This is a genomic window from Natrinema longum (assembly GCF_017352095.1).
Classification (GTDB): domain Archaea; phylum Halobacteriota; class Halobacteria; order Halobacteriales; family Natrialbaceae; genus Natrinema; species Natrinema longum.
Genome location: NZ_CP071463.1, coordinates 3,306,124 through 3,326,449, shown reverse-complemented (window position 1 = coordinate 3,326,449; position 20,326 = coordinate 3,306,124). Strand labels below are relative to the sequence as shown.

At 67.3% G+C, this 20,326-nt stretch carries 18 protein-coding genes and 1 pseudogene; 11 read left to right on the top strand and 8 right to left on the bottom strand.

Going from position 1 to position 20,326, the window contains the following annotated elements; genetic code table 11:
* Positions 1-10: 10 nt before the first annotated feature.
* From J0X27_RS16495 to J0X27_RS16480, 4 genes are all read left to right on the top strand, one after another.
* Positions 11-1,177, top strand: a complete 1,167-nt coding sequence (locus J0X27_RS16495; protein ID WP_207270235.1) for an XdhC family protein — start codon at positions 11-13, stop codon at positions 1,175-1,177.
* A 312-nt stretch (positions 1,178-1,489) separates the two neighbouring features.
* On the top strand, positions 1,490-2,239 hold the full coding sequence (locus J0X27_RS16490) for a DUF7409 domain-containing protein (protein WP_207270234.1): 750 nt from the start codon (positions 1,490-1,492) through the stop codon (positions 2,237-2,239).
* 175 nt (positions 2,240-2,414) lie between these two features.
* Positions 2,415-3,209: a class I fructose-bisphosphate aldolase gene (locus tag J0X27_RS16485; protein ID WP_207270233.1), complete on the top strand. Its 795-nt coding sequence runs from the start codon at positions 2,415-2,417 to the stop codon at positions 3,207-3,209.
* 1 nt (position 3,210) lies between these two features.
* Positions 3,211-4,080 (top strand): class 1 fructose-bisphosphatase, encoded by an 870-nt coding sequence (locus J0X27_RS16480; protein ID WP_207270232.1) that lies wholly within the window; start codon positions 3,211-3,213, stop codon positions 4,078-4,080.
* Positions 4,081-4,113: 33 nt separating this feature from the next.
* Here the strand turns inward: J0X27_RS16480 and J0X27_RS16475 are convergent, their stop codons facing one another.
* Both J0X27_RS16475 and J0X27_RS16470 read right to left on the bottom strand, forming a co-directional pair.
* On the bottom strand, positions 4,114-4,353 hold the full coding sequence (locus J0X27_RS16475) for a DUF8119 family protein (RefSeq protein WP_207270231.1): 240 nt from the start codon (positions 4,351-4,353) through the stop codon (positions 4,114-4,116).
* A gap of 57 nt (positions 4,354-4,410) precedes the next feature.
* Complete coding sequence (locus J0X27_RS16470; RefSeq protein WP_207270230.1) at positions 4,411-5,583, bottom strand: hypothetical protein; 1,173 nt, start codon at positions 5,581-5,583, stop codon at positions 4,411-4,413.
* Between the two features lie 361 nt (positions 5,584-5,944).
* On the opposite strand from J0X27_RS16470, the gene J0X27_RS16465 reads away from it, so the two are divergent.
* The gene (locus tag J0X27_RS16465) at positions 5,945-7,738 is read left to right on the top strand and encodes an acyl-CoA carboxylase subunit beta (RefSeq protein WP_207270229.1); all 1,794 of its coding nucleotides are present in this window, start codon (positions 5,945-5,947) and stop codon (positions 7,736-7,738) included.
* Between the two features lie 369 nt (positions 7,739-8,107).
* Complete coding sequence (locus J0X27_RS16460; RefSeq protein WP_097379621.1) at positions 8,108-8,458, top strand: DUF5658 family protein; 351 nt, start codon at positions 8,108-8,110, stop codon at positions 8,456-8,458.
* Positions 8,459-8,468: 10 nt separating this feature from the next.
* Here J0X27_RS16460 and J0X27_RS16455 read toward each other — a convergent pair whose 3' ends face one another.
* From J0X27_RS16455 to J0X27_RS16435, 5 genes and pseudogenes are all read right to left on the bottom strand, one after another.
* Positions 8,469-9,050, bottom strand: a complete 582-nt coding sequence (locus tag J0X27_RS16455; RefSeq protein WP_207270228.1) for a PH domain-containing protein — start codon at positions 9,048-9,050, stop codon at positions 8,469-8,471.
* Positions 9,028-9,660 (bottom strand): PH domain-containing protein, encoded by a 633-nt coding sequence (locus J0X27_RS16450; protein WP_207270227.1) that lies wholly within the window; start codon positions 9,658-9,660, stop codon positions 9,028-9,030. Before J0X27_RS16450 ends, J0X27_RS16455 begins: the two co-directional genes overlap by 23 nt.
* Positions 9,657-10,169, bottom strand: a pseudogene (locus J0X27_RS16445) (MaoC family dehydratase); the annotation flags it as partial. The pseudogene J0X27_RS16445 and the gene J0X27_RS16450, both read right to left, overlap by 4 nt.
* A 103-nt stretch (positions 10,170-10,272) precedes the next feature.
* The gene (locus tag J0X27_RS16440; RefSeq protein WP_207270225.1) at positions 10,273-11,673 is read right to left on the bottom strand and encodes an NAD-dependent succinate-semialdehyde dehydrogenase; all 1,401 of its coding nucleotides are present in this window, start codon (positions 11,671-11,673) and stop codon (positions 10,273-10,275) included.
* A gap of 134 nt (positions 11,674-11,807) precedes the next feature.
* Positions 11,808-12,743 carry a hypothetical protein gene (locus J0X27_RS16435; RefSeq protein ID WP_207270224.1) on the bottom strand — a complete coding sequence of 312 codons (936 nt, stop codon included), beginning with the start codon at positions 12,741-12,743 and terminating at the stop codon, positions 11,808-11,810.
* 435 nt (positions 12,744-13,178) lie between these two features.
* On the opposite strand from J0X27_RS16435, the gene J0X27_RS16430 reads away from it, so the two are divergent.
* Genes J0X27_RS16430 through J0X27_RS16410 form a run of 5 tightly spaced genes read left to right on the top strand, consistent with a single transcriptional unit; the run spans position 13,179 to position 19,348 of the window.
* A complete protein-coding gene (locus J0X27_RS16430; RefSeq protein WP_207270223.1) occupies positions 13,179-14,279 on the top strand; it encodes a M48 family metalloprotease in 1,101 nt (366 codons plus the stop codon).
* Positions 14,276-15,937, top strand: coding sequence for a DUF4129 domain-containing protein (locus tag J0X27_RS16425; RefSeq protein ID WP_207270222.1), 1,662 nt, complete (start codon positions 14,276-14,278; stop codon positions 15,935-15,937). The genes J0X27_RS16430 and J0X27_RS16425 overlap by 4 nt, the downstream gene beginning before the upstream one ends.
* The gene (locus J0X27_RS16420; RefSeq protein WP_207270221.1) at positions 15,934-16,611 is read left to right on the top strand and encodes a DUF7269 family protein; all 678 of its coding nucleotides are present in this window, start codon (positions 15,934-15,936) and stop codon (positions 16,609-16,611) included. The genes J0X27_RS16425 and J0X27_RS16420 overlap by 4 nt, the downstream gene beginning before the upstream one ends.
* Positions 16,608-17,963 (top strand): DUF58 domain-containing protein, encoded by a 1,356-nt coding sequence (locus J0X27_RS16415; RefSeq protein WP_207270220.1) that lies wholly within the window; start codon positions 16,608-16,610, stop codon positions 17,961-17,963. Before J0X27_RS16420 ends, J0X27_RS16415 begins: the two co-directional genes overlap by 4 nt.
* Positions 17,960-19,348, top strand: a complete 1,389-nt coding sequence (locus J0X27_RS16410) for a hypothetical protein (RefSeq protein WP_207270219.1) — start codon at positions 17,960-17,962, stop codon at positions 19,346-19,348. The genes J0X27_RS16415 and J0X27_RS16410 overlap by 4 nt, the downstream gene beginning before the upstream one ends.
* On the opposite strand, the gene J0X27_RS16405 is transcribed toward J0X27_RS16410, so the two are convergent.
* Complete coding sequence (locus tag J0X27_RS16405) at positions 19,337-20,302, bottom strand: AAA family ATPase (RefSeq protein WP_207270218.1); 966 nt, start codon at positions 20,300-20,302, stop codon at positions 19,337-19,339. The two genes, J0X27_RS16410 and J0X27_RS16405, sit on opposite strands and share 12 nt — an antisense overlap.
* Between the last annotated feature and the right edge of the window lie 24 nt (positions 20,303-20,326).

Genomic DNA, 20,326 nt, shown 5'->3' with positions numbered 1-20,326 from the left:
GGACCGACCAATGACACGAAGCAACTGGAGCCTACCGGAGACCGAGGTGGTACAGCGCATTCACGAACGACTCGACACGGCGGGAACGGACGTCTTAGCGACGATCGTCGACGTCGAGGGGAACGCCTACCGGCGGCCGGGCGCGAAAATGCTCCTCGACGACGCCGGCGAGGGCGTCGGCAGCATTACGGCCGGCTGCCTCGAGGACGACCTGCTCGCGGCGGCCGAGTCGGTTCGCGAACGCGGCCGTCCGGAGCTGGTGACCTACGACCTGATGGAGGACGACGAGGACGTCTGGGGGCTCGGCGTCGGCTGCAACGGGATCATCGACGTCCTGCTGGAGCCGTTGACCGAGACCTATCGTCCCGCCGTCGAGGCCTTCGCCGACGGACGGAACGTCGCCGTTCTCACCGTTCTCGAGGGAGCGGACGGCTCCCTCGGCCGTGGCGACCGCGCGTACTACCATCCCGGGGATGGGCGGCTCGTGACCCCGGACGGCGAGCCGGCGACGGACTGGCCCGCCGCGCTGTCGGAGCCCGCGGCGGATCTCACCGAGCGCGGCCGAGCCGACGTCGTCGAACTCGAGTCGGACGGGGAACTCGAGGTGTTCATCGACGGGCTCGCAGCACCCTCGGAGCTTGTCGTGTTCGGAACCGGCCACGACGTGGGACCGGTCACCGAACTGGCCGCGAAAAACGACTTCCGCGTGACCGTCGTCGGGTTCCGCGGTGGCGTCGACCTCGCGGACCGATTTCCGGACGCCGACGAAACGATAACGACCTCGCCGGCAGCCGTCGACGACGAACTCGACCTCGACGACCGCACCTACGCGGTCGTCATGACCCACAACTTCGTCGACGATCGGTTGACGGTCGAGCAGTTACTGGAGTCGTCGGTTCCCTACATCGGTCTGATGGGGCCCCGCAAGCGGTTCGAGGAGATGCTCGAGGCGTTCGAGGACGAGGGACGGTCGTTCGAGGAAGGGGAGTTGTCGCCGCTGTACACGCCGATCGGGCTCGACCTCGGCGGCGGCTCCCCTTACCAGATCGCACACAGTATCGTCGCGGAGATACTGGCAGTGTCCAACGATCGGACGCCCCGACACCTGAAACGCCGCGAGGGGCACATTCACGACAGAGTGACTGTCGATTCGACGGAGGGTGCCCCCTCGCAGTAGCCCGCATTTCATACGGTTTGCTGTCCCGATTGACCGGTGGGGCCGCAAGGTGGTCCCGGTCCCACCGGCACTGACGGACAGGAGACCGTATCACTCGCCGGTCGCGGGCGGTCGGCAGGGACGGGACAGTACCGCCTGTCCGATGCGGTCGTTCCCCTGGCGGCACTGTCGGGCAGCGTTCTGTGCCGATCGGGTACCTGGACTTCGCTGTTCCTCACGTGGTGACGCCCGTCCACGAGCGGGGACGAGCGCCGCTGATCCGCGGCCGGAGAAACTTTCAAGGTCGACGCCCGAGAGTTCGAGACAGAGTTGATGAACCGCGTGAGTGAAAGAAACGGCGCGAACAACACGGGTTCGGGGGCTGCAGGTGAGACGGAGACCGGTGAGAGCGCGGTCGTCGACATCGGTATCTCCGTCGATGTCAGCGACGACAGGGATCCGGCTGCGGATATCAGTGGGGCCGAACGCGACCTCGAGGAGGGGGAACTGCTCGAGGCGGTCGAGGTGGAGCGGACGACCGACACGGCGGCCAGGACAGGGGGCGATACGGGTATCGGTACCGACGAGCGCGAGGCCCTCGAGGCTGCCGATATCGATCCCGACGCGGTCGCGGGCAAGGAATACGCCTATCGCACGCTGCTGGATGCGGGTCTCGACGAAGCGGTCGCGGCCAGCCTCCGCAGGCGGTACTCGCTGCCGTGGTCGTTCGAGGGGGAGGGCGACCTCGACCGGCGCTCGAGCGAGGTCCGGGGGCTGGGCGACGCCGAACGCGAGTGGATCGCCGTCAGCGCCGACGAGGAGTGGCAAGCCTTCGAGTACGATCACTCGGGGCTCGTCTCGGTGGGGCGGGACCGCCCCTCGGAACGTCCCTATCCCAGACCGACCCCGGTCACGGCGGTCACTGGGGTCGGCCCCGACGACGCCGACGCGCTGGCCGAGGCCGGGGTGCGATCGGCGGAGCGACTCGCAACCATCGACGCGATGACGGTCGCGACGGTCCTCGATCTGAACGTGTTGCACGTCCGGACGTGGCGACACAACGCGCGCGAGCTACTCGAGTGAAACCGCGACGACGACCGAACCGGTGCCAAGCGGGGACGGTTCGATCCGCAACGGCTGTTCCTGAAAGTATTCGACGACCGTTCCCGCGGAAACAGCCACGTTTACTACAGTTGTACGTAATCTCAGTAACTCGGATCATCAGAGATTTATAGCGGCCTGTTGGACCGTCTAACAGATGATTCCGATCGACGACTCTCCGATCGTTCGCGACGGCAAGTCACTGATTCTGGCGATGGACCACGGGCTCGAGCACGGCCCTGTCGACTTCGAAGCAGTGCCGGAGAAACTCGATCCAGCGACGGTCTTCGAGACGGCGACCCACGACGCCGTCACGTCGATGGCCGTCCAGAAGGGGATCGCGGAGGGGTACTATCCGAGCTACGAGGACGACGTCAACCTCCTCCTGAAGCTCAACGGCACGTCGAACATGTGGATGGGAGAGCCCGACTCCGCGATCAACTGCTCGGTCGACTACGCGGCCGAGTTGGGTGCCGACGCGGTCGGCTTCACCGTCTACAGCGGCTCGAACCACGAGGTCGAGATGTACGAGGAGTTCCGTCGGATACAGGAGAAAGCCCGCGAGTACGACCTCCCGGTCGTCATGTGGTCTTACCCCCGCGGCCAGGGGCTCAAGAACGACACCAAGCCGAGCACGATCTCCTATGCCACCCGCATCGCCCTCGAGGTCGGTGCCGACATCGCGAAGGTCAAGTACCCCGGCAGCTCCGACGCCATGGAGCACGCGTGCAAGGCGGCGGGCGACATGAACGTCGTCATGAGCGGCGGCTCGAAGACCTCCGACTACGACTTCCTCTCGACCGTCGAAGCCGCCGTCACCGCCGGCGCGAGCGGGCTCGCGGTCGGCCGCAACATCTGGCAGCGCGAGGACCCGACCCGGATCCTCGACGCCTTAGAGGAGGTCATCTACGAGGAGGCGACCGCCGACGCGGCACTCGAGGCCACCGAATAGGATGACGGTGTCCGATCCAGTCGTCGAGGACGTCGTGGCGACGATCAGCCGCTCGGCGACCGAGATTCGACAGGGGCTGATCGGTCGCCGCGGGACGGTCGAGGAGGAAAACCCCAGCGGCGATACCCAGGTCGAGGCCGACGTCTGGGCCGACGAGTTACTCGGCGATCGAATCGCCGGGATCGACGGCGTCGGCCAGTACGCCAGCGAGGAACGAGCCGACATCGTCGACTGCGGCGACGATCCCGCGGCGTCGGGAGCGTACGCCGTCGCAGTGGACCCACTCGACGGCTCGTCGAACCTCAAATCCAACAACACGATGGGGACGATCTTCGGGATCTACGACGCCGCGCTCCCCGCCCGCGGTGACACCCTCGTCGCCGCCGGCTACGTCCTCTATGGCCCGATCACGACGATGGTGATCGCCACCGACGACACCGTCTCGGAGTACGAACTCACCGGCGGCGAGCGAACGATCGTCGAGCGCGACGTCACGCTGCCCGCGGAACCGGTCGTCTACGGCTTCGGCGGTCGCGTCCCCGACTGGCCCGCCGACTTCCGCGAGTACGCCCGCGAGATCGAGCGGGAACTCAAACTCCGATACGGCGGCGCACTGATCGGCGACGTCAACCAGGTACTCACCTACGGCGGCACCTTCGGCTACCCCGCACTCGAGTCCCGGCCCGAGGGCAAACTCCGACTCCAGTTCGAGGGGAACCCGATCGGCTACGTCGTCGAGCAGGCCGGCGGTCGCTCCTCGAACGGCACGCAGTCGTTGCTGACCGTCGAACCCGACGAACTGCACGACCGAACACCGTTACACGTCGGCAACGACGACCTGATCGACCGACTCGAGTCGACGGTCGCGTAGCGGCGTCTCGAGGTCACTACTTGCCGCTCGGTTTCAGGGCTCGTCGTCGCCGCCCACCCAGGCTGCCGTCACGGTGACGTAGAGTGCGACGCCCCCCACGAGCATGGCGTAAAACGCCCAGCGGGGCCAGGCGGTCTCGAGGAAGAGGAGCGTCAACAAGAGGACCCACAGCGAGACGGCGAGCAGGTCGCCGAGGAGTCGGAGGACACCGCTTACGACGGTCCGGACGCGACGCCGGTCGGATCGCGAGGTTCGGGCGGTATCGTTGCTCATATTCGAATCGATGCTCGCCATCGGACGGTCAGCCGAACGCGAGTCGGTGGGCGGTAGTCAGAAGTGATAGCCATGGTTCTCCGTCAGTCGATAGGCACCGACGCCCCAGACATAGCTCTGTCCGGGCCACCAGGTGCGGGCGTTGTTGAAGCCCGCAACGAGCACCTCGCCGTCGTCGCCTTCGGGGTCGGCGTGGTAGCTCACCGAACCGCTGTCGCCGTCGGTCAGATCCATCTCGCCGCCCCAGCGAATCTGCCCGCGCCGACAGAACTCGTCGGTAAAGCAGGTAACCGCATCGACCCCCTGGATCTTCCCCGTCGTGTGCCCGCTCAGGGCGCCGACCTTCTCGAGTTCCTCGTCGCGAGCGGCGAGGTCGGCGAGGCCGAACCTGGTGAACTGGCCTCGAATGCGAGGCCGCGACGGCGCGTCGATCCTGCTTGCGGGTTCGATCCAGCCGTTTGGTTCGACGGCGGCGACGTCCTCGACGGGATGGTAGTGGACGACCCGTCCCAGTTCGATGGGGTCGCCTTCCTCGCGGGGCAACAGCAGGGCATCCTCCGTGGTGTCGCGATTCTCGGCGAAGGCGTGCTCGGCCGTCACGAAGAGCCGTCGCTGGCCGTCGGGATGGTACAGCGCCGGTCCGAGCGTCGCGATACTCGAGGGCGTTTCACAGGCGACGCCGCTCGGGACGGTCCCGTCCGAGGCCGCGTCCGCGAACCGTGGCTCGCTGAATTCGGGATCGTCCTGGATCGCTTCGATATCGATGATGGTCTCGGTGTCGATACTGATCCCGTCGGCGAGTTCACCGAGCAGTTCACGCACGGAGTGGCTGTCACTCGAGAGACCGACGGAGACCGTGGCGGTTCCGCTCGCGTAGTCGCCCGGAACGACAGCGCTACCGAGATAGCCGGTGAAGGCGAGGCTGGCGAGGCGCTCGTTCAGTTCGAAGGCTTTCTCGACGGCGGCGTACCACTTCGCAGGGACGTATCTGATCCGTTCCTGGAGCGACCACGGATCGTCGGGGACCTCCCTGACGAGTGCGGTGACGATGGGGACTTCGCCGTCGTCGGCTGCCAGGAAGTCGTCGACGCCGAGCCACTGTGCCATCCCGACGGCGAAGCCGCCGCTGACGATGGTTCGCAGGAACTCCCGCCGGTCCATTCCCGACTCGAGTCGATCGCGAAGCGATGCGAGTTGGGAGCCGAGACGTTCGGTGTTTGCTGCCGACATACGGCAATACTGGTCTTCAGTTGCTATACGCCCCGTTCCGCCGCACTCTCCGTATACGGACACGGGATCGATAACCGTCACAACGAACGGCAAACGAGATCATATCGGTTCTGCCTGCAGTTGCCGTTCGGGGGTCTCCGTGCTGCCGATCACGGCACGCGTTCCGTCGGCTCGTGTTCGTGACTGCGAGTACGCGGCCGCCGCTCGCGTCGACCGCTGGCTGTTTGGATGACCGACTCGACACGAACCCCGTTCCCCTCCCGATTCGGTCTCCGACGCCCGGAACCCAACAGGAGTCCGATCGGCTCTGCGACCGGGGATCGGGGAAAACGGTATTTGGTCCCCCGACACAGCACATAGCATGCGAGTTCGTATCGCGGCCGGTGCCGACGACGACGAGGCTGCGGCGATCGCGGCCGCGCTGGCAGGGCACGTCGGCGAGACGGTCGAGTTGTTCCTCGGCGACGAGACGGAGCCGGCAGTGGTCCACGAAATCGAGCCTCCAGCCGACGGCGAATCGGCAGCCGATCCCGAGACGGAACCCACCGCGGCCGAGCGCGATCTCGGCCCCACCGAGCGCGAAGCGCGTCTGTGGGACGAGATCGAGGACATCCTCGAGGGTGGCCCCGAGAAGTACAAAACGCAACTCTCCGAAGAAGGAAAGCTGTTCGTCCGCGATCGACTCGAGTTGTGGTTCGCCGGCAACGACAGCGAGGTACACTTCGAGGACGGTCGGTTCGCGGCGTTCGACGACTGGCACCCAAGCGGTGCAAACACCGACGAAGACGGCGGTGACGGCGACCGCCTCCCGGCGGACGGCCTCATCACGGCCGCAGCCACGTTCGAGGGCCGGGACCTCCACGTGATGGCCAACGACTACACGGTCAAGCGCGGCAGCATGGCCGCGAAAGGCGTCGAGAAGTTCCTCCGAATGCAACAGCGCGCGCTCAAGACCGGTAATCCGGTCCTGTACCTGATGGACTCCTCGGGCGGGCGGATCGACCAGCAGACGGGCTTTTTCGCCAACCGCGAGGGGATCGGGAAGTACTACTACAACCACTCGATGCTCTCCGGACGGGTTCCCCAGATCTGTGTCCTCTATGGGCCGAGCATCGCCGGGGCGGCCTACACACCTGTCTTCGCGGACTTCACGATCATGGTCGAGGGGATGTCCGCGATGGCGATCGCCTCCCCGCGGATGGTGCAGATGGTCACCGGCGAGGACATCGATCTCCAGGAACTCGGCGGGCCGGCAGTCCACATGCAGGAGTCGGGGTCGGCGGACCTGATCGCCGACGACGAGGAACACGCCCGGGAACTCGTAGCACGACTGATCACGTATCTGCCGGACAACGCCGACGAGAAACCGCCACGGCGGGAGCCGACCGAACCGGCCAACTCTCCCGACGGAATCGACGCCATCGTCCCCCAGCAACCGAACAAGGGGTACGACATGACCGACGTCATCGATCGAATCGTCGATGCGGGGTCGTACTTCGAGTTACGGCCCGATTACGGCCAGGAGATACTCACCGCGTACGCCCGGATCGACGGTCGTCCGATCGGCATCGTCGCCAACCAGCCAGCCCACCGCGCCGGTGCGATCTTTCCCGACGCGGCCGAGAAGGCCGCGGAGTTCATCTGGAAATCGGACGCGTTCAACATCCCCTTACTCTATCTCTGCGACACGCCCGGTTTCATGGCCGGTTCCCAGGTCGAGAAAGACGGCATCTTGGAGCAGGGCAAGAAGATGATCTACGCGACCTCCTCGGCCACGGTTCCCAAACAGACCGTCGTCGTCCGCAAAGCCTACGGCGCGGGGATCTACGCGATGGGCGGGCCCGCCTACGATCCCGAGAGCGTCGTCGGCCTCCCCTCGGGCGAGATCGCGATCATGGGTCCGGAAGCCGCGATCAACGCTGTCTACGCGCGCAAGCTCTCCGAGATCGACGACCCAGAGGAGCGCGAACGAACGGAGGCACAGCTCCGGGCGGAGTACCGCGAGGACATCGACGTTCATCGAATGGCGAGCGAGGTCGTCATCGACGAGATCGTCCCGCCGAGCACGCTGCGCGCGGAACTGGCCGCCCGGTTCGACTTCTACGAAGACATCGAGAAGTCCCTGCCGGACAAGAAACACGGGACGATACTCTGAACGCGCCCGGCATCTCCCCCGTTTGGCGTCCCAGTGGGCCTTTCCGTCGACCCGACTTCGTCCCAGCGGCCCCCTCCGCGACCTGCTTCTCGACCGTCTCGAGACCCTGCTACGAGACCGGGTCCGTCGAGCAGGTATGCACACCCACGAGACCGGTCCCATCGCTATCGTAGCAACTGAAACGAGTTACACACTGATCGAAACGCTGTCGTGCGATCAGGTGTGCAATGACTTTCAGTTGCTACTATAGTTATGATCGCTTACCGACGACGGAACTCCCCTACGCCTGGCATAACAATAGCCCGCGTGGTGGAATCGGCGCGTGCTCCCGATGGCACGACGAGCCGGTTCGACCCCGGCGGGGGGCCTATGAGTTCCGAGGGCGCGTCCCTGCACCACCGTCTCCCCGGTGATCTGACACCCGTCGACCTCGAGCGACTGCTCTGGGGAGCCGTCGTCCTCGCTTTGGCCGCCGACGTCGCGACGACGTTCGTCGGCCTCCATCTGGGACTGTCCGAGTCGAACCCGGCCGCTCGCGGGGCGATCGAGGGGTACGGGGTTGGCGGCATGCTCGCGCTGAAGGCGTTCGCAGTCGGTGTTGGACTCGTCTGTCGGCTCCTCCTCGAGCAGGTTTACCGGCCGATCGTCCCGGCCGGGCTCGCAGTACCGTGGCTGGCCGCCGCGCTCCTGAACGTCTATACGATCGCGACCGTCCTGTAAACGACCGGCGTTATGGTTTCCCCTCGAGGCTTCGCCGCCACGCTCGAACCTCGGCGAGGACGCCCTCCCACTGGTCGCGCCGCCCCGGAATCTCGGCGTCCGTCAGACCCTCGCGTTCGGCCTCTAGCCGGTCGTGAATCGCGTTGGGGTCTTCAACGTTCCAGAAGGCGAGTTCCAGGCCACCCGCGGTTTCGATCGTGACCGTCCCGTAGCCGACGAACCGGCCGATCGCATCCTGCTCGACGGTGGTGTTCTGGATTCGCTCGAGCGAGACGGTTCGAACGGTTCGCCCGAGGACGCCGTGGCGGGTCGCGGCTCTCGCGTTCGTGACGACGAACGCCGTTCGCGAGACGCGAGCGTACTGCCACAGCGCGGGCGCGACGAGGATCGGAATCCCGACGACGGCGGGGAGCGGCACGACGTCGGTGGCGACTGCAGCCAGGAGGCCGATCGTCCCCACGACCGCGACGACGGCCCACGGGAGGACGGTCTGGATCCGCGGGCGCGCCTGCCAGCGAACCTGCTCGCCCGCCTCTATCGGGAGCCAGGGTGGGCCGTCCGTGGCGGCGTCAGAGCGATCGATCTTCGTCATACTCGTAGGATTGGTCGTCTGGTCGTCCGTTCGCAGTACTCGTCTCGGCGTTGGATCGGCCCGTGGCTCCCCCCTCGACGGCCGTCCGAATCGCGCGGAGTTCGGTGAGGATCTCCTCGAGAATCTCGTCTTTCGTGCGGTCGTCGGCGGACTCGCCGCGCTCGCGTTTGATCCGTTCGCCGATCCGCTGTTGGATGGCTCTGGGATCGGGAACCGAGTCGAACGACATCTCGACGCCGGAGCCGCCGGCGGTGCTGATCTCGACGGAGCCGTAGCCGAAGTGAGTTCCCAGCGCGCTCTGACTGTAGGAGATGTCCTGTACCTTCCCGTGTTCGATCCGCTTGACGTCCCGCGAGAACACGCCGGTTTTCTTGTAGAGCGCTCGCGTCGTCACGACGTAGTGGGTGTTCGTCACGCGGAGGTACTCGCCGACGATGATGAGGAGCCCGATCAGGACGAGCGTGAGCGGGATCCCGATCACGAACGCCGGAACGAGCGTTCGCCGATCCGGGCCGCCGGCCCAGAGGATCTCCTCGTTGTCGTCCAGCGAGAGCCACTCGAGGTCGAGATCGGCGTCTACCGCTGCGGTCTCGGTGTTCGTCGTGGTCATGCCTCGGCTCCGTCCCCGTCAGCGTGGTCGCGTTTCAGCGAGAGTGCGGTCCGGTCGAACTCACAGACCAGTGGCTCCTCGGGATGGTTCACTTTGAACGCCTCGACGTGCATAGTGACGATCCCGCGCTCGCCGTCGCTGGTCTCGCGCTTGTCGGTGACCGTCGACTGGACGCGAATCGTGTCCCCGTGGAAGACCGGATTCGGGTGTTCGACGTTGTCGTAGGAGAGGTTCGCGACGATGGTCCCGTCGGTGGTTTCGGGAATCGAGACGCCGACCGCTAGCGACATCGTGTAGAGCCCGTTGACCAGTCGCTCCCCGAACTCCGTGTCGGCTGCGAACTCGGCATCGAGGTGGAGCGGCTGCTGGTTCATCGTCATGTCGCAAAAGCGCTGGTTGTCGCTCTCGGAGATCGTCCGTCGCCGTTCGTGCTCGATGGTCTCGCCGACCGTGAACTCCTCGTAGTACAGTCCGGTCATAGGTTCGGAATCGCGCAGTACGCACAAAAACGTGTCGACATCTCGAGAGGTATGGCGAAGTCGACCGCTGGTCGACTTCGGCCGGGGCTCGAGTCGCCGAACGCCTCGACGCGGCCGCGAATATCGGCGACCCCTACTCGACCATGTCGGTCTCCTCGCCGGCGTCCTGCTGGACCCAGATCGTCTTCGTGTTCACGAACTCCCGGATTCCGTGTCGCGAGAGTTCCCGGCCGTACCCCGAGTCCTTCACGCCGCCGAAGGGCACCCGCGGATCGGACTTGACGAGTTCGTTGACGAACGCGAGCCCGGACTCGAACTGGCGGGCGACCCGCTCGCCGCGCTCGAGGTCTTCGGTCCAGACGCTCGCGCCGAGCCCGAAGCGCGTGTCGTTGGCCTTCTCGATCGCGGCGTCCTCGTCGGGCACTCGGAACACTGTCGCCACGGGGCCGAACAATTCCTCCTGATCCGCGGGCGCGTTTTCGGGAACGTCCGTAAGCACCGTCGGCGGGTAGAACGCGCCGTCGCGGTCCATCGGCTCGCCGCCCAGTTCGAGTTCGCCGCCCTGTTCGACCGTCTCCTCGACTTGCTCGTGGAGGTCCTCCATGAGGTCCTCGCGAGCCTGCGGGCCGATGTCGGTCTCGTCGTCCATCGGATCGCCGACGGTCTGGGCTGCCATCTCGTCGACGAACCGGTCGACGAACTCGTCGTAGACGTCCTCGACCACGACGAACCGCTTGGCCGCGATACAGGACTGGCCGTTGTTGATGAGCCGTGCCTGCACCGCCGTCTCGACCGTCTCGTCCATCGGCGCGTCCTCGAGGACGACGAACGGATCGCTCCCGCCGAGCTCGAGGACCGACTTCTTGAGCTGGCTCCCGGCGGTCTCGGCGACGGATCGGCCCGCACCGTCGCTGCCGGTGATGGTGACGGCCCGAACCCGGTCGTCCTCGATCACCGCGCCGATCTCGCTGGAACCGATCAGGAGGGAGGTAAACGCGCCCTCGGGGAACCCCGCCTGCTCGAAGACGTCCTCGATGGCCCGCGCACAGCCGGGGACGTTCGAGGCGTGTTTCAGCAGGCCGACGTTGCCCGCGGCGAGATTGGGTGCGGCGAAGCGAAAGACCTGCCAGAAGGGGAAGTTCCAGGGCATGATCGCGAGTACCGGGCCGATCGGCTGGTAGGCGACGACCGTCCGTGCGCGCTCCGTACTCGCCATGACCTCGTCCTGCAAGTGTTCGGCCGCGGTTTCGGCGTAGTAGTCACAGACCCACGCGCATTTCTCGACCTCGTCGCGGGCCTGCCCGATCGGTTTCCCCATCTCCTCGGCCATCAGTTCGGCGTACTCGTCGGCGTTCTCCCGGAGGACCTCGGCCGCCCGCGCGAGCAGCCGCTGGCGCGCCTCGATCGGCGTCTCGGACCACTCCGCGAAGGTCTCGGTCGCCCGCACGATGTGTTCGTCTCGCTCCTCGTCGGAGGTCTCCTCGAAACTGTCGACGACGTCTCCCGTCGCCGGATTGGTACTCTCGATAGACACGGCGCGACCGACCACGACGAACTGCTTAGTACATGGGGCCGGGGACTGCCAGGTCCGCGACGGGAGTGGCCCGATCCCCGCCGGGCAGTTGTCGTCCGGACGCGAATCGACGCTGCCACTGTCCGGATCAGGGCCTAGTCCTCCCCATCGAACTGCTCGAACCGTTCGATGGTGATGGCGATCGCGTCCCGATCCGGGACGTCACGAACCGCGTATGCCGTCGGATAGCTGCCGGCTCTGGCATACGTCTCGGGTTGTGCGATCGGTCGTCGATCGGTATCGGCATGTCCTCGAAGGAACGCTCGCGTGATCATCGGCTCGACGAACGTCAGTTCCGCAGTGCCGTCGCCGTCCGGATCGGACGCCCCCCAGATGAGCGTATTCGTGAACGTCCCACCGGTCATCTCGGGGACCGTGGGGTCGACCATGTGCTCGCCCATGTCGGTGATGACCCGTTCGTCGACGATCGGCCCTCGAGCGTACCCCTCGGGAACGTACCTGTCGGGGAGGTCGTAGGTCGGTGCCGCCGGCCCGGTGATCGCGTCGACGCTGTCGGTCGACAGCATGTGGAAGTGGATGTCGAAGTGGGGCTCCGTCCAGACGCCCGCCGGCGGGTGACCGCCGGGGTTCCAGTTCAGCCCGAGGAACGTAACCGGCGTCGCGTCCGTCGGCGGGAACGGGATGAAAAACTCCTGGGACCACTTGTGGTGGATGATCACCGACTCACCGGTTGGCCCGTATTTGTCCGCGTACTCGTCGCCGGAACTCGCGAGGTCGTCGGCCGACGGGAGCCCCTCGAGTGCGTCCCGCTCCATCAGCAGGCCGTGATATTTCGGGATCCCTGCCGGCGTCACCGTCGTGAACGCCGTCACGTCGCCGTTTCCAAGCGCGACGGGATCACTCCACTCGGTTACGCCGGCCGGTGGGAAATCGGTGCTCGTGTCCGCACTCGCCAGCCCACTCGACCCGATGGCTGCGCCGGTCGCAGCCACGGTCGCGATGAATCGGCGTCTCCCGACGCGGTGCCGGTCGGCGTCACACGGTCGCTTCCTGCTTGTTTCTCGTGACATTGGTGAACGGAATCCGTCGGAACGACCACGTCCGCTTCAAACTCCGACGATGGACATGTTTGCAGAGATAATAATAGTATCGTATAATTCTGGAACCCGATTACGTCCGGCCGTCCGGCCGAATCCGACAGGATATCTCCCCGCGAACGGGGAGTGACGGAGGGACTGGTTCCCCAACACGATGAGACGAACGTCAGCCGTTTGCCACATAAACCCCGGCACTCGATTCGTCCGGTACGGTGTCGGTTTCGATGTCGTATGGGAACCATACGACTGCTTTCGTTGGCGATGACCTCCCGCTTCGATCCGGACGGGGGACGGACGCGCTTCCACCGGTGTCGCGGGAGCGATCACCGGTCGGAACCCGTCGCAGATGACTCCCCACCCTGACTGTTCGAGGAAAATTTTTGGTTGTAGGGATGTGAATTCGATCCAGTGCCCTCCACGAAGCTTCGCGCTCGTATCTGTGCCGTTCTCGGCGTGTTCGTCGGCATTACCGCCGTGTTCGTCCTCGCGTTACTGTGGGCGTACGGCGTCTTGCTGCCGGGGGTCGTCGGCGGAACGATCGTCTTTCTGCAGCACGGTGCCGTCGAGTTCGACCTCTTCCAATTGCCGGTCTCGTGGGGGACGGCGCTGGTGGTGATCGCCGGCTTCCTCGCCGCACAGACGTACTACGGCTACCAGCGCGTACTCTCCGGGACGAGCGGTACCGACGGCGAGGGGGACCACGCCGTCGCGCGGACGGTCCGCCGACTGGCGATGAGTGCCGACATCCCGGAACCCGACGTTCGCGTCGTCGCCGACGAGACGGCGAGTTGCTACACCGTCGGTCGGTTCACCGACGCGACGATCGTCGTCACGACGGGGCTCGTCGCGTCGCTCGACGCCGACGAACTCGAGGCGGTCCTCGCCCACGAGATCGCCCACGTGGCCAACCGCGACGTGACGCTGATGACGATCACGACGCTGTTCCTCGAGATCGCCGATCGAGCGTACCACGCGGCGCTGCTCGCCCGGCGCGCCCTGGCAGACCCCGACGCGCTCTCGGACGGCGGACGGCTCGCGCTCTACTGGTTCCTGCCGCTGGTCGCGCTCACGTACGTCTTCGTCGCCCCGATCCTGTGGGTGTTCCCGACGATCGCCGACTGGGCGACGCGAACGCTGTCGCAGTCCCGGGAGTTCGCCGCGGACGCTGGAGCCGCCCGGATCACCGGGAAGCCGATGGCGCTCGCGAGCGCGCTGGTGAGCCTCGCCGGGACGACGGAAACGCCGGCGACGGACCTCCGGGCGACACGGACCCGCGCACTGTGTATCGTGCCGACCGATCCCGTGACGGGCGAGGATACGACGTCGCTGCCCGCGATCGGGCGACCGATGGACGCGACGCGACGGCGCGAGCACGTCCGCTCGTGGCTCGAGGGGGAGACACCATCGGGACCCCGCGACCCCGGCGACTCGACCCCGACCCACCCGTCGGTCGAGGCTCGCGTCCGCCAACTGACCGAGCTGGCCGCCCGACTGGAGGTGAACCCGTGACGGGGACGCGTCGGTTTCTGTTCGTCGTCGGCTGTCTGTGCTGTCTGCTCGCGGTCGCGAGCGCGCTTCCGGCGGCCGACCCGCGAGTCGAGGGGCCCGGCGAAGCCGGCGGCGAGCCGATCGCCGGCGACTGGGAGTCGATCGACGAGACGCCCGAATTCGAGACGAACCCCGCACCCGACACGAACGAGACGACCGACGAGCGCGACCGTGAACCGAACGACGACGACGAGATCGAGATCGAGGGGGCCGTGGAACCGGGCAACGAGGTGACGGTCGATATCGGTCACGTCGGTCACTTCGACGAAGGAACGATCGCAGTCAACGGCGAGAACGTCACGAGTTCCGATATGTTCGGTAACGGCAATATCACCGTCCCCTACGCCGAGGAGATGACCGTTTCGGTTCCCGACGAGAACCGCTCGCGGACGGTCGACGTCCGAACCGACGCCACCCTCGAGACACACGGCGGGGCCGCGCCGGCCCACGACCTCGAGATATCGGCCGCGGTCGGGTCGACGCCGGTCCCCGACGCGACGGTGAGACGGGACGGGGAGGCCGTCGCGACGACCGACGAGGACGGCCACGCGAACGTGACGCTGCCGGAGACGGCGAGGGACGTAGACCTGCGGGTCGAACGCGGGCCGGTGACGGCAACCCGAACCGTCGACGTCGCCGAGCCGACGGTCAGGTTCGTCTCCCCGCTGTTGTTCCCCGGGATGCCCGCCCCCGTACAGGTGTCCGCCGACGGGGATGCCGTTTCGGACGCGACCGTCCGCCTCGAGAACGGCGGGACGGCGACGACCGGAGCCGACGGGAAGGCGCGGCTCTGGTTGCCGGTCGGGGACGAGGCGACGGTGACGGTCGACGTCGGTGCGGAGACCGCGACAGCGACCGTCGGGAACCTCTACCTCCGGCTGACGGCGGTCGTGGTGCTCGTCCCCGGGTTCTGTATCGGCGGGGTACTGACGTACCTCCGGGTCGTGGCTGCTCGTGAGCGCCATCGAGGAGACGCGTGGGCCGGCTTCTTCGTCGCGCTGGCGGCGTTTTTCGACGGGCTTGTCGAGGCGTTCGCGCGGTTCCTCCGGACACTCGGCGGTGGCAACTGGCCGTCGCTGTCGCTGCCAGTGCCGTCGGTGTCGTTCCCGACCCCGTCGATTCCGCGACTCGAGTTCGGCGGGTTCGGCCGTGGGTTCCCCGCCCTCCCGTCGATCGGACGGGCGTTCGGGACCCTCCCGTCGCTTGGGTCGTCCGGCTTGCTCGGCTGGTCGTCGAACGGAAGCGAGCGGTCGGTACTCGGCGAGTTGCTCGGATCGAGTACCGCCGAGTCCGACGAATCGAACGATTCCGAGGGCGGCGGGCCTACCCTGGCAGCCGAGCCGCTCACGCCACGCGGCCCGCGTGCGGAGGTCCGAGCCGCGTGGCACACCTTCCTCGACCGACTCGGCGTCGAGGACCGCGAGACGACGACCCCCGGCGAGGTGGCTCGAGATGCACTCGCGGCCGGATTTCCCGCCGACCGCGTCGACCGGCTCGTCGGGATCGTTCGCGATATCGAATACGGTGGCCACGAGCCGTCCCCCGATCGAGTGGCTGCCGTTCGGGCCACGGTACGGGAACTACTCGAGTCCGATTCGGACGAGGAGGGATCGACGTGAGTCGCCGATCGGCCGGCGGCTGGTGGCGGCGGTTGATCACGGGGATCGAGGGTCTCGATCCCGAGCGAGTTGCGACCGCGGTGGTCGGTGCCGGTGCCCTCCTGGCAGTGGGTGCAGTGCTACTCGGGGGGTTCGTACCGTCCGTCCGCCCGCTCTCCTGGCTGTTGTATCCGATCGCGGCGCTGTTTCCGCTACTCGGCGTGGCGATCGCGGCGGCTGCGTGCTGGTGGGCCTGGACGCTCGAGGAGGGGGGCGAGACGGCGATGCTCGAGGGACCACCGCCCGAGACGGCCGTCACCCGGACGACGTACCCGGTGGGTCAGGACGCGGAGCGAACACTCACTGAGGCCACGCAGGGGTGGTACCGCTGTCGGCCCACCGAACCGATCGCGGACGTTCGCGGTCGGCTCGCCGACGGGGCGGTTCGGGTTCTCACCGCGAAACGGGGGCTCACGGCCGAGGCGGCCCGCGAGGCCGTTCGATCGGGGAGCTGGACCGACGATCCGGTCGCTGCAGCGTTTCTCTCCGACGATCGCCGTCAGCCCGGGGACGAGCGGCTCCGTGCCGCGGTCGATCCCGGCGCGGCGTATCACCGCCGCGTCCGTCGCACGCTCGCGGCCATCGACGGCGTCGCCGACGGGACGGGGCGGGGCGACGAGGAGGTGGATCGATGACCGACCGGACCGTCGAACGGCTCGAGAGCGGCGAGTGGGCGCTCGCCGCCACGCTCTCGCTTGCGGGGCTGGGGATCGCCGTCGGCAGCCAACTCCTCGTCGTCGCTGCGACGCTTCCGCTGTGGTACGCCGCTGGGGCCGTCCTGGGATCCGAGGGGACGGCGATGGTCCGCGTGCAGCGCCAGTTCGTCGTGTCCGACGACCCAGGAGGTCACGAGGACGCCGATGCCGGTACTGGGACTCACGCCGATTCCGGCGCGGTGTCCGCCGAGCCCGGGACGACCGTCACCGTTCGAACGACCGTCCAGAACGCCGGCTCCGAGACGATCGTCGATCTGCGCGTTATCGACGGCGTTCCGGACGCCTTGCCGGTCGTCTCCGGCTCGCCGCGTGCGTGTAACACCCTCGAGCCGCTCGAGGAGACGACCCTCGAGTACGACGTCGAACTCCGGCGCGGCGAGTACGCCTTCGCCGACCCGACGATTCGAACGCGCGATCTGACGGGGACGGTCGCCCAGACGTGGCAGGCGAGCGCGGCCGGCGACGACACCGTCCGCTGTACGCCGGTCGTCGACGCGGTGTCACTCGGCGACGGAACGAACGACTACGCGGGCGAGGTACCGACCGACGAGGGCGGCAGTGGCCTCGAGTTCTACGCCGTTCGCGAGTACGAGCCGGGGGATCCGGTCGGCTCGATCGACTGGCGGCGATACGCCGCCACGCGGGATCTGGCGACCGTCGAATATCGCGCCGAGCGAGCGACGCGGATCGTCTGTGTCGTCGATGCTCGCTCGAGTCAGTACCGTGCCGCGACGACGACGCACCGTCCCGCGATCGAGCGCTCGGCCGATGCCGCCAAACGGACGTTCGAAACGCTGGTGGCAGCCGGTCATCCGACCGGCGTCGTCGGCGTCTACGACGATCAGGTGGCAACCGTTCCGCCGGGCACCGACGCCGAAACGCGACGATCGGTCGCTCGCATACTGAACGCCGTGCAGGATTCCCCACAACACGGGCACTGGTCCACGTTTCGGACGCGAACGAACGATTTCGTGACCGATCTCCCCCGCCGTCTTCCCGGTGAAGCGCAGGTGTACCTGTTCTCCTCGTTCGTCGACGACGACCCCGTCGAACTCGTCGAGGCGCTCCGAGCGCGAGACTACGCCGTGCGCGTCGTCTCGCCCGACGTCACGGCCGCCGGCGACGACGTCGCGACCCGACTCGAGGCGCTCGATCGGGGGACGCGACTCGCTCGAGCCCGCAGGGCCGGCGCTCGCGTCGTCGACTGGGATCGCGATCAGTCACTCGGCGTCCTCCTTCGCAACGCGGTCGGGGAGGTGGGGACTCGATGAGCCATCCCGAGGCGGCGGTCCCGACGACGACGCGGTGGGCGATCGCGATCGCCGCTACCGTCGGCGCGATCGCACTGGCCGTCCACGAACCGCTGGTGATCGGGGGAGTCCTCCTCGGAGTCGGGCTCGCGGCGGCGCTTGGATCGTTCGCCGGTTCGAACCGCCGCGTACTGATCGCGTCGGCACTGCTGCCGATCGTCGTCCTCTGTAGCGTCGCCGTCGTCGCGCTCGCGGGAGCGTCGGGGGCGGCTCTCGTGACGATCCTGGGTGCGATCATAGCCCTCTTTGCCTGCGGTGTCGTCCTCGGGCAGCCGAGGCCGTCCGCGCTCTCTCGACTGGTGACGGCCACACTCTGTTCGTCGATCCTCGCCGGCGGCGCGACGCTGCTCGCGGTCGGCATCGATGCGACGGGCGGACTACGATCGACACTCGCCGCGACGCTGTGGCTCACCGGCAGGGGGATGTCCGGAGCGATCCTCGCGGTCGTCGTCGCCGCCCTCGCGGCGGTGGTCGCGCTCTTCCTCGTCCCGCCGGCGGCAGTTACCACACCCTCGAGGCGTTCGGCCTACGCCGACACTCGAAACGCGCTCGCGATCGGCGTGGGGGTCACGACGACGCTCGCAGTCGTCGGACTGGCGATACTGTTGGGGCTCTCCTGGTACGTCCCGCTTCTCGAGGCCGTCGTCGACGCGATCGCCGGCAGTGGTGTCGTTCGCGGACTGCTCGCGACCGTCACGACCGTGGCGCTTGCCCTCGCCGCGGTCGCGACGGCCGTTCGCGGCTCGTGGGTACAGACGGCGAGCCGACGCAACGTCGCCGTCGCGATCGTCGCCGGCACGGTTCCCGGCGTGGCCGTCCCGTTCGGCGCGACCATCGGCCACGGCGGTGCCGAGACGACCCTCGTGGCCACCTTCTTCGGCGCGACGGCGGTCGTTCTCGGCATCGGCTGGCTGATCGCCTGGCTGTACGAAGGGCTCGTCACGAGCGGCGATATCGATCGACTCCAGCCTGCGATCGTGCTGGCCGGTGCGCTCGCAGCGGGCGGTCTCGTCACCGGTGCGAGCGCCGAGCCCGCGACGCTCGGCCTCGAGACCGTTCGGGCGGGGACGGCGACGTTCGGTTCGCTCGCGGCCGCACTGTTCACGTACGATCTCGGTCGGTACGGGCACACCCTGGCACGGGAGATCGGGCCGTCGGCGTCCCCTCGCCCACAGCTGGTCAGGGTCGGCTGGAGCGGGGCGGTGGCGGCCGTCGGCGTTCCGATCGCGGCCCTCGGCGTGGCGGGAGCGGCCCTCCTCGCCCCGACGTTGTCGATTCCGGCGACAGCGGGCGTCGTCGCCGCTCTGGGTGCGATCGTCGCCGGCACCTGGCTCCTAGCCCGATGAGGGCGGCTCCATCGCCGGCACCGCACACTCCTCGAGAACGGAGTCGACGACCGCGTCGCGAGATACCCCTTCCACGCTCGCTTCGGGCGTCAACACGAGGCGGTGGGCGAGCGTCGGACCGGCGATCCGTTTGATGTCGGCCGGGACGACGTACTCGCGGCCCTCGAGGACGGCTCGGGCCCGACTCACCTCGAACAGCCGCTGGACGCCCCGTGGAGAGACCCCGACGTCGACGCGGCCGTCGGTCCGAGTCGCACGACAGACGTCGCCGATGTAGTCGCGGACTGGTCCGTCGACGGTGATCTCCTCGGGGACCGCCTGCAACTCGAGGACGCGGTCGCGATCGATGACGGGATCGACGGTCGGCACCGGACGGTCGCGATCGGCCCGCCGATCGATCAACTCGCGCGTCCCGTCGGCGTCGGGGTAGCCAAGCGAGGTCTTCACGATGAAGCGGTCCCGCTGGGCTTCCGGAAGTTCGAACGTCCCCTCCTGCTCGACGGGGTTTTGCGTCGCGATGACGACGAACGGGTCGGGGAGGTCGTGAGTGTCGCCGTCGACGGTCACCTGGCCTTCCGCCATCGCCTCGAGCAGCGCCGACTGGGTCTTCGGCGGCGCACGATTGATCTCGTCCGCGAGAACCACGTGGCCGAATATCGGGCCGGGCGTGAAGTGAAACTCGCCGGTGTCCTCCTCGAAGACGTACGAGCCGGTGATGTCTGCGGGCATCAGATCCGGGGTGAACTGGATCCGGGAGAACTCGAGTCCGAGCGCGGTCGCGAACGACCGGGCGGTGAGCGTCTTGCCCGTTCCGGGCACGTCCTCGAGGAGCACGTGACCACGGGCGAGGACGCCGGCGATGATCTCCTCGAGAACGGTTCGATCGGCGACGACTGCGGAGAGGATTTCGTCGACGACGGCCTCCGCCGTCGCCGCGGCGTCGGGGACTGACATATCGATACCCGTTCCTACGACACC

Excerpts from the sequence above, each read along its gene's own strand:
- J0X27_RS16435 (WP_207270224.1), bottom strand. The coding sequence starts at position 12,743 with ATGTCACGAGAAACAAGCAGGAAGCGACCGTGTGACGCCGACCGGCAC.
- J0X27_RS16415 (WP_207270220.1), top strand. The coding sequence starts at position 16,608 with ATGACCGACCGGACCGTCGAACGGCTCGAGAGCGGCGAGTGGGCGCTC.
- J0X27_RS16405 (WP_207270218.1), bottom strand. The coding sequence starts at position 20,302 with ATGTCAGTCCCCGACGCCGCGGCGACGGCGGAGGCCGTCGTCGACGAA.
- J0X27_RS16410 (WP_207270219.1), top strand. The coding sequence starts at position 17,960 with ATGAGCCATCCCGAGGCGGCGGTCCCGACGACGACGCGGTGGGCGATC.
- J0X27_RS16465 (WP_207270229.1), top strand. The coding sequence starts at position 5,945 with ATGCGAGTTCGTATCGCGGCCGGTGCCGACGACGACGAGGCTGCGGCG.
- J0X27_RS16495 (WP_207270235.1), top strand. The coding sequence starts at position 11 with ATGACACGAAGCAACTGGAGCCTACCGGAGACCGAGGTGGTACAGCGC.
- J0X27_RS16450 (WP_207270227.1), bottom strand. The coding sequence starts at position 9,660 with ATGACCACGACGAACACCGAGACCGCAGCGGTAGACGCCGATCTCGAC.
- J0X27_RS16460 (WP_097379621.1), top strand. The coding sequence starts at position 8,108 with ATGAGTTCCGAGGGCGCGTCCCTGCACCACCGTCTCCCCGGTGATCTG.
- J0X27_RS16455 (WP_207270228.1), bottom strand. The coding sequence starts at position 9,050 with ATGACGAAGATCGATCGCTCTGACGCCGCCACGGACGGCCCACCCTGG.
- J0X27_RS16485 (WP_207270233.1), top strand. The coding sequence starts at position 2,415 with ATGATTCCGATCGACGACTCTCCGATCGTTCGCGACGGCAAGTCACTG.
- J0X27_RS16490 (WP_207270234.1), top strand. The coding sequence starts at position 1,490 with ATGAACCGCGTGAGTGAAAGAAACGGCGCGAACAACACGGGTTCGGGG.
- J0X27_RS16480 (WP_207270232.1), top strand. The coding sequence starts at position 3,211 with ATGACGGTGTCCGATCCAGTCGTCGAGGACGTCGTGGCGACGATCAGC.
- J0X27_RS16470 (WP_207270230.1), bottom strand. The coding sequence starts at position 5,583 with ATGTCGGCAGCAAACACCGAACGTCTCGGCTCCCAACTCGCATCGCTT.
- J0X27_RS16475 (WP_207270231.1), bottom strand. The coding sequence starts at position 4,353 with ATGAGCAACGATACCGCCCGAACCTCGCGATCCGACCGGCGTCGCGTC.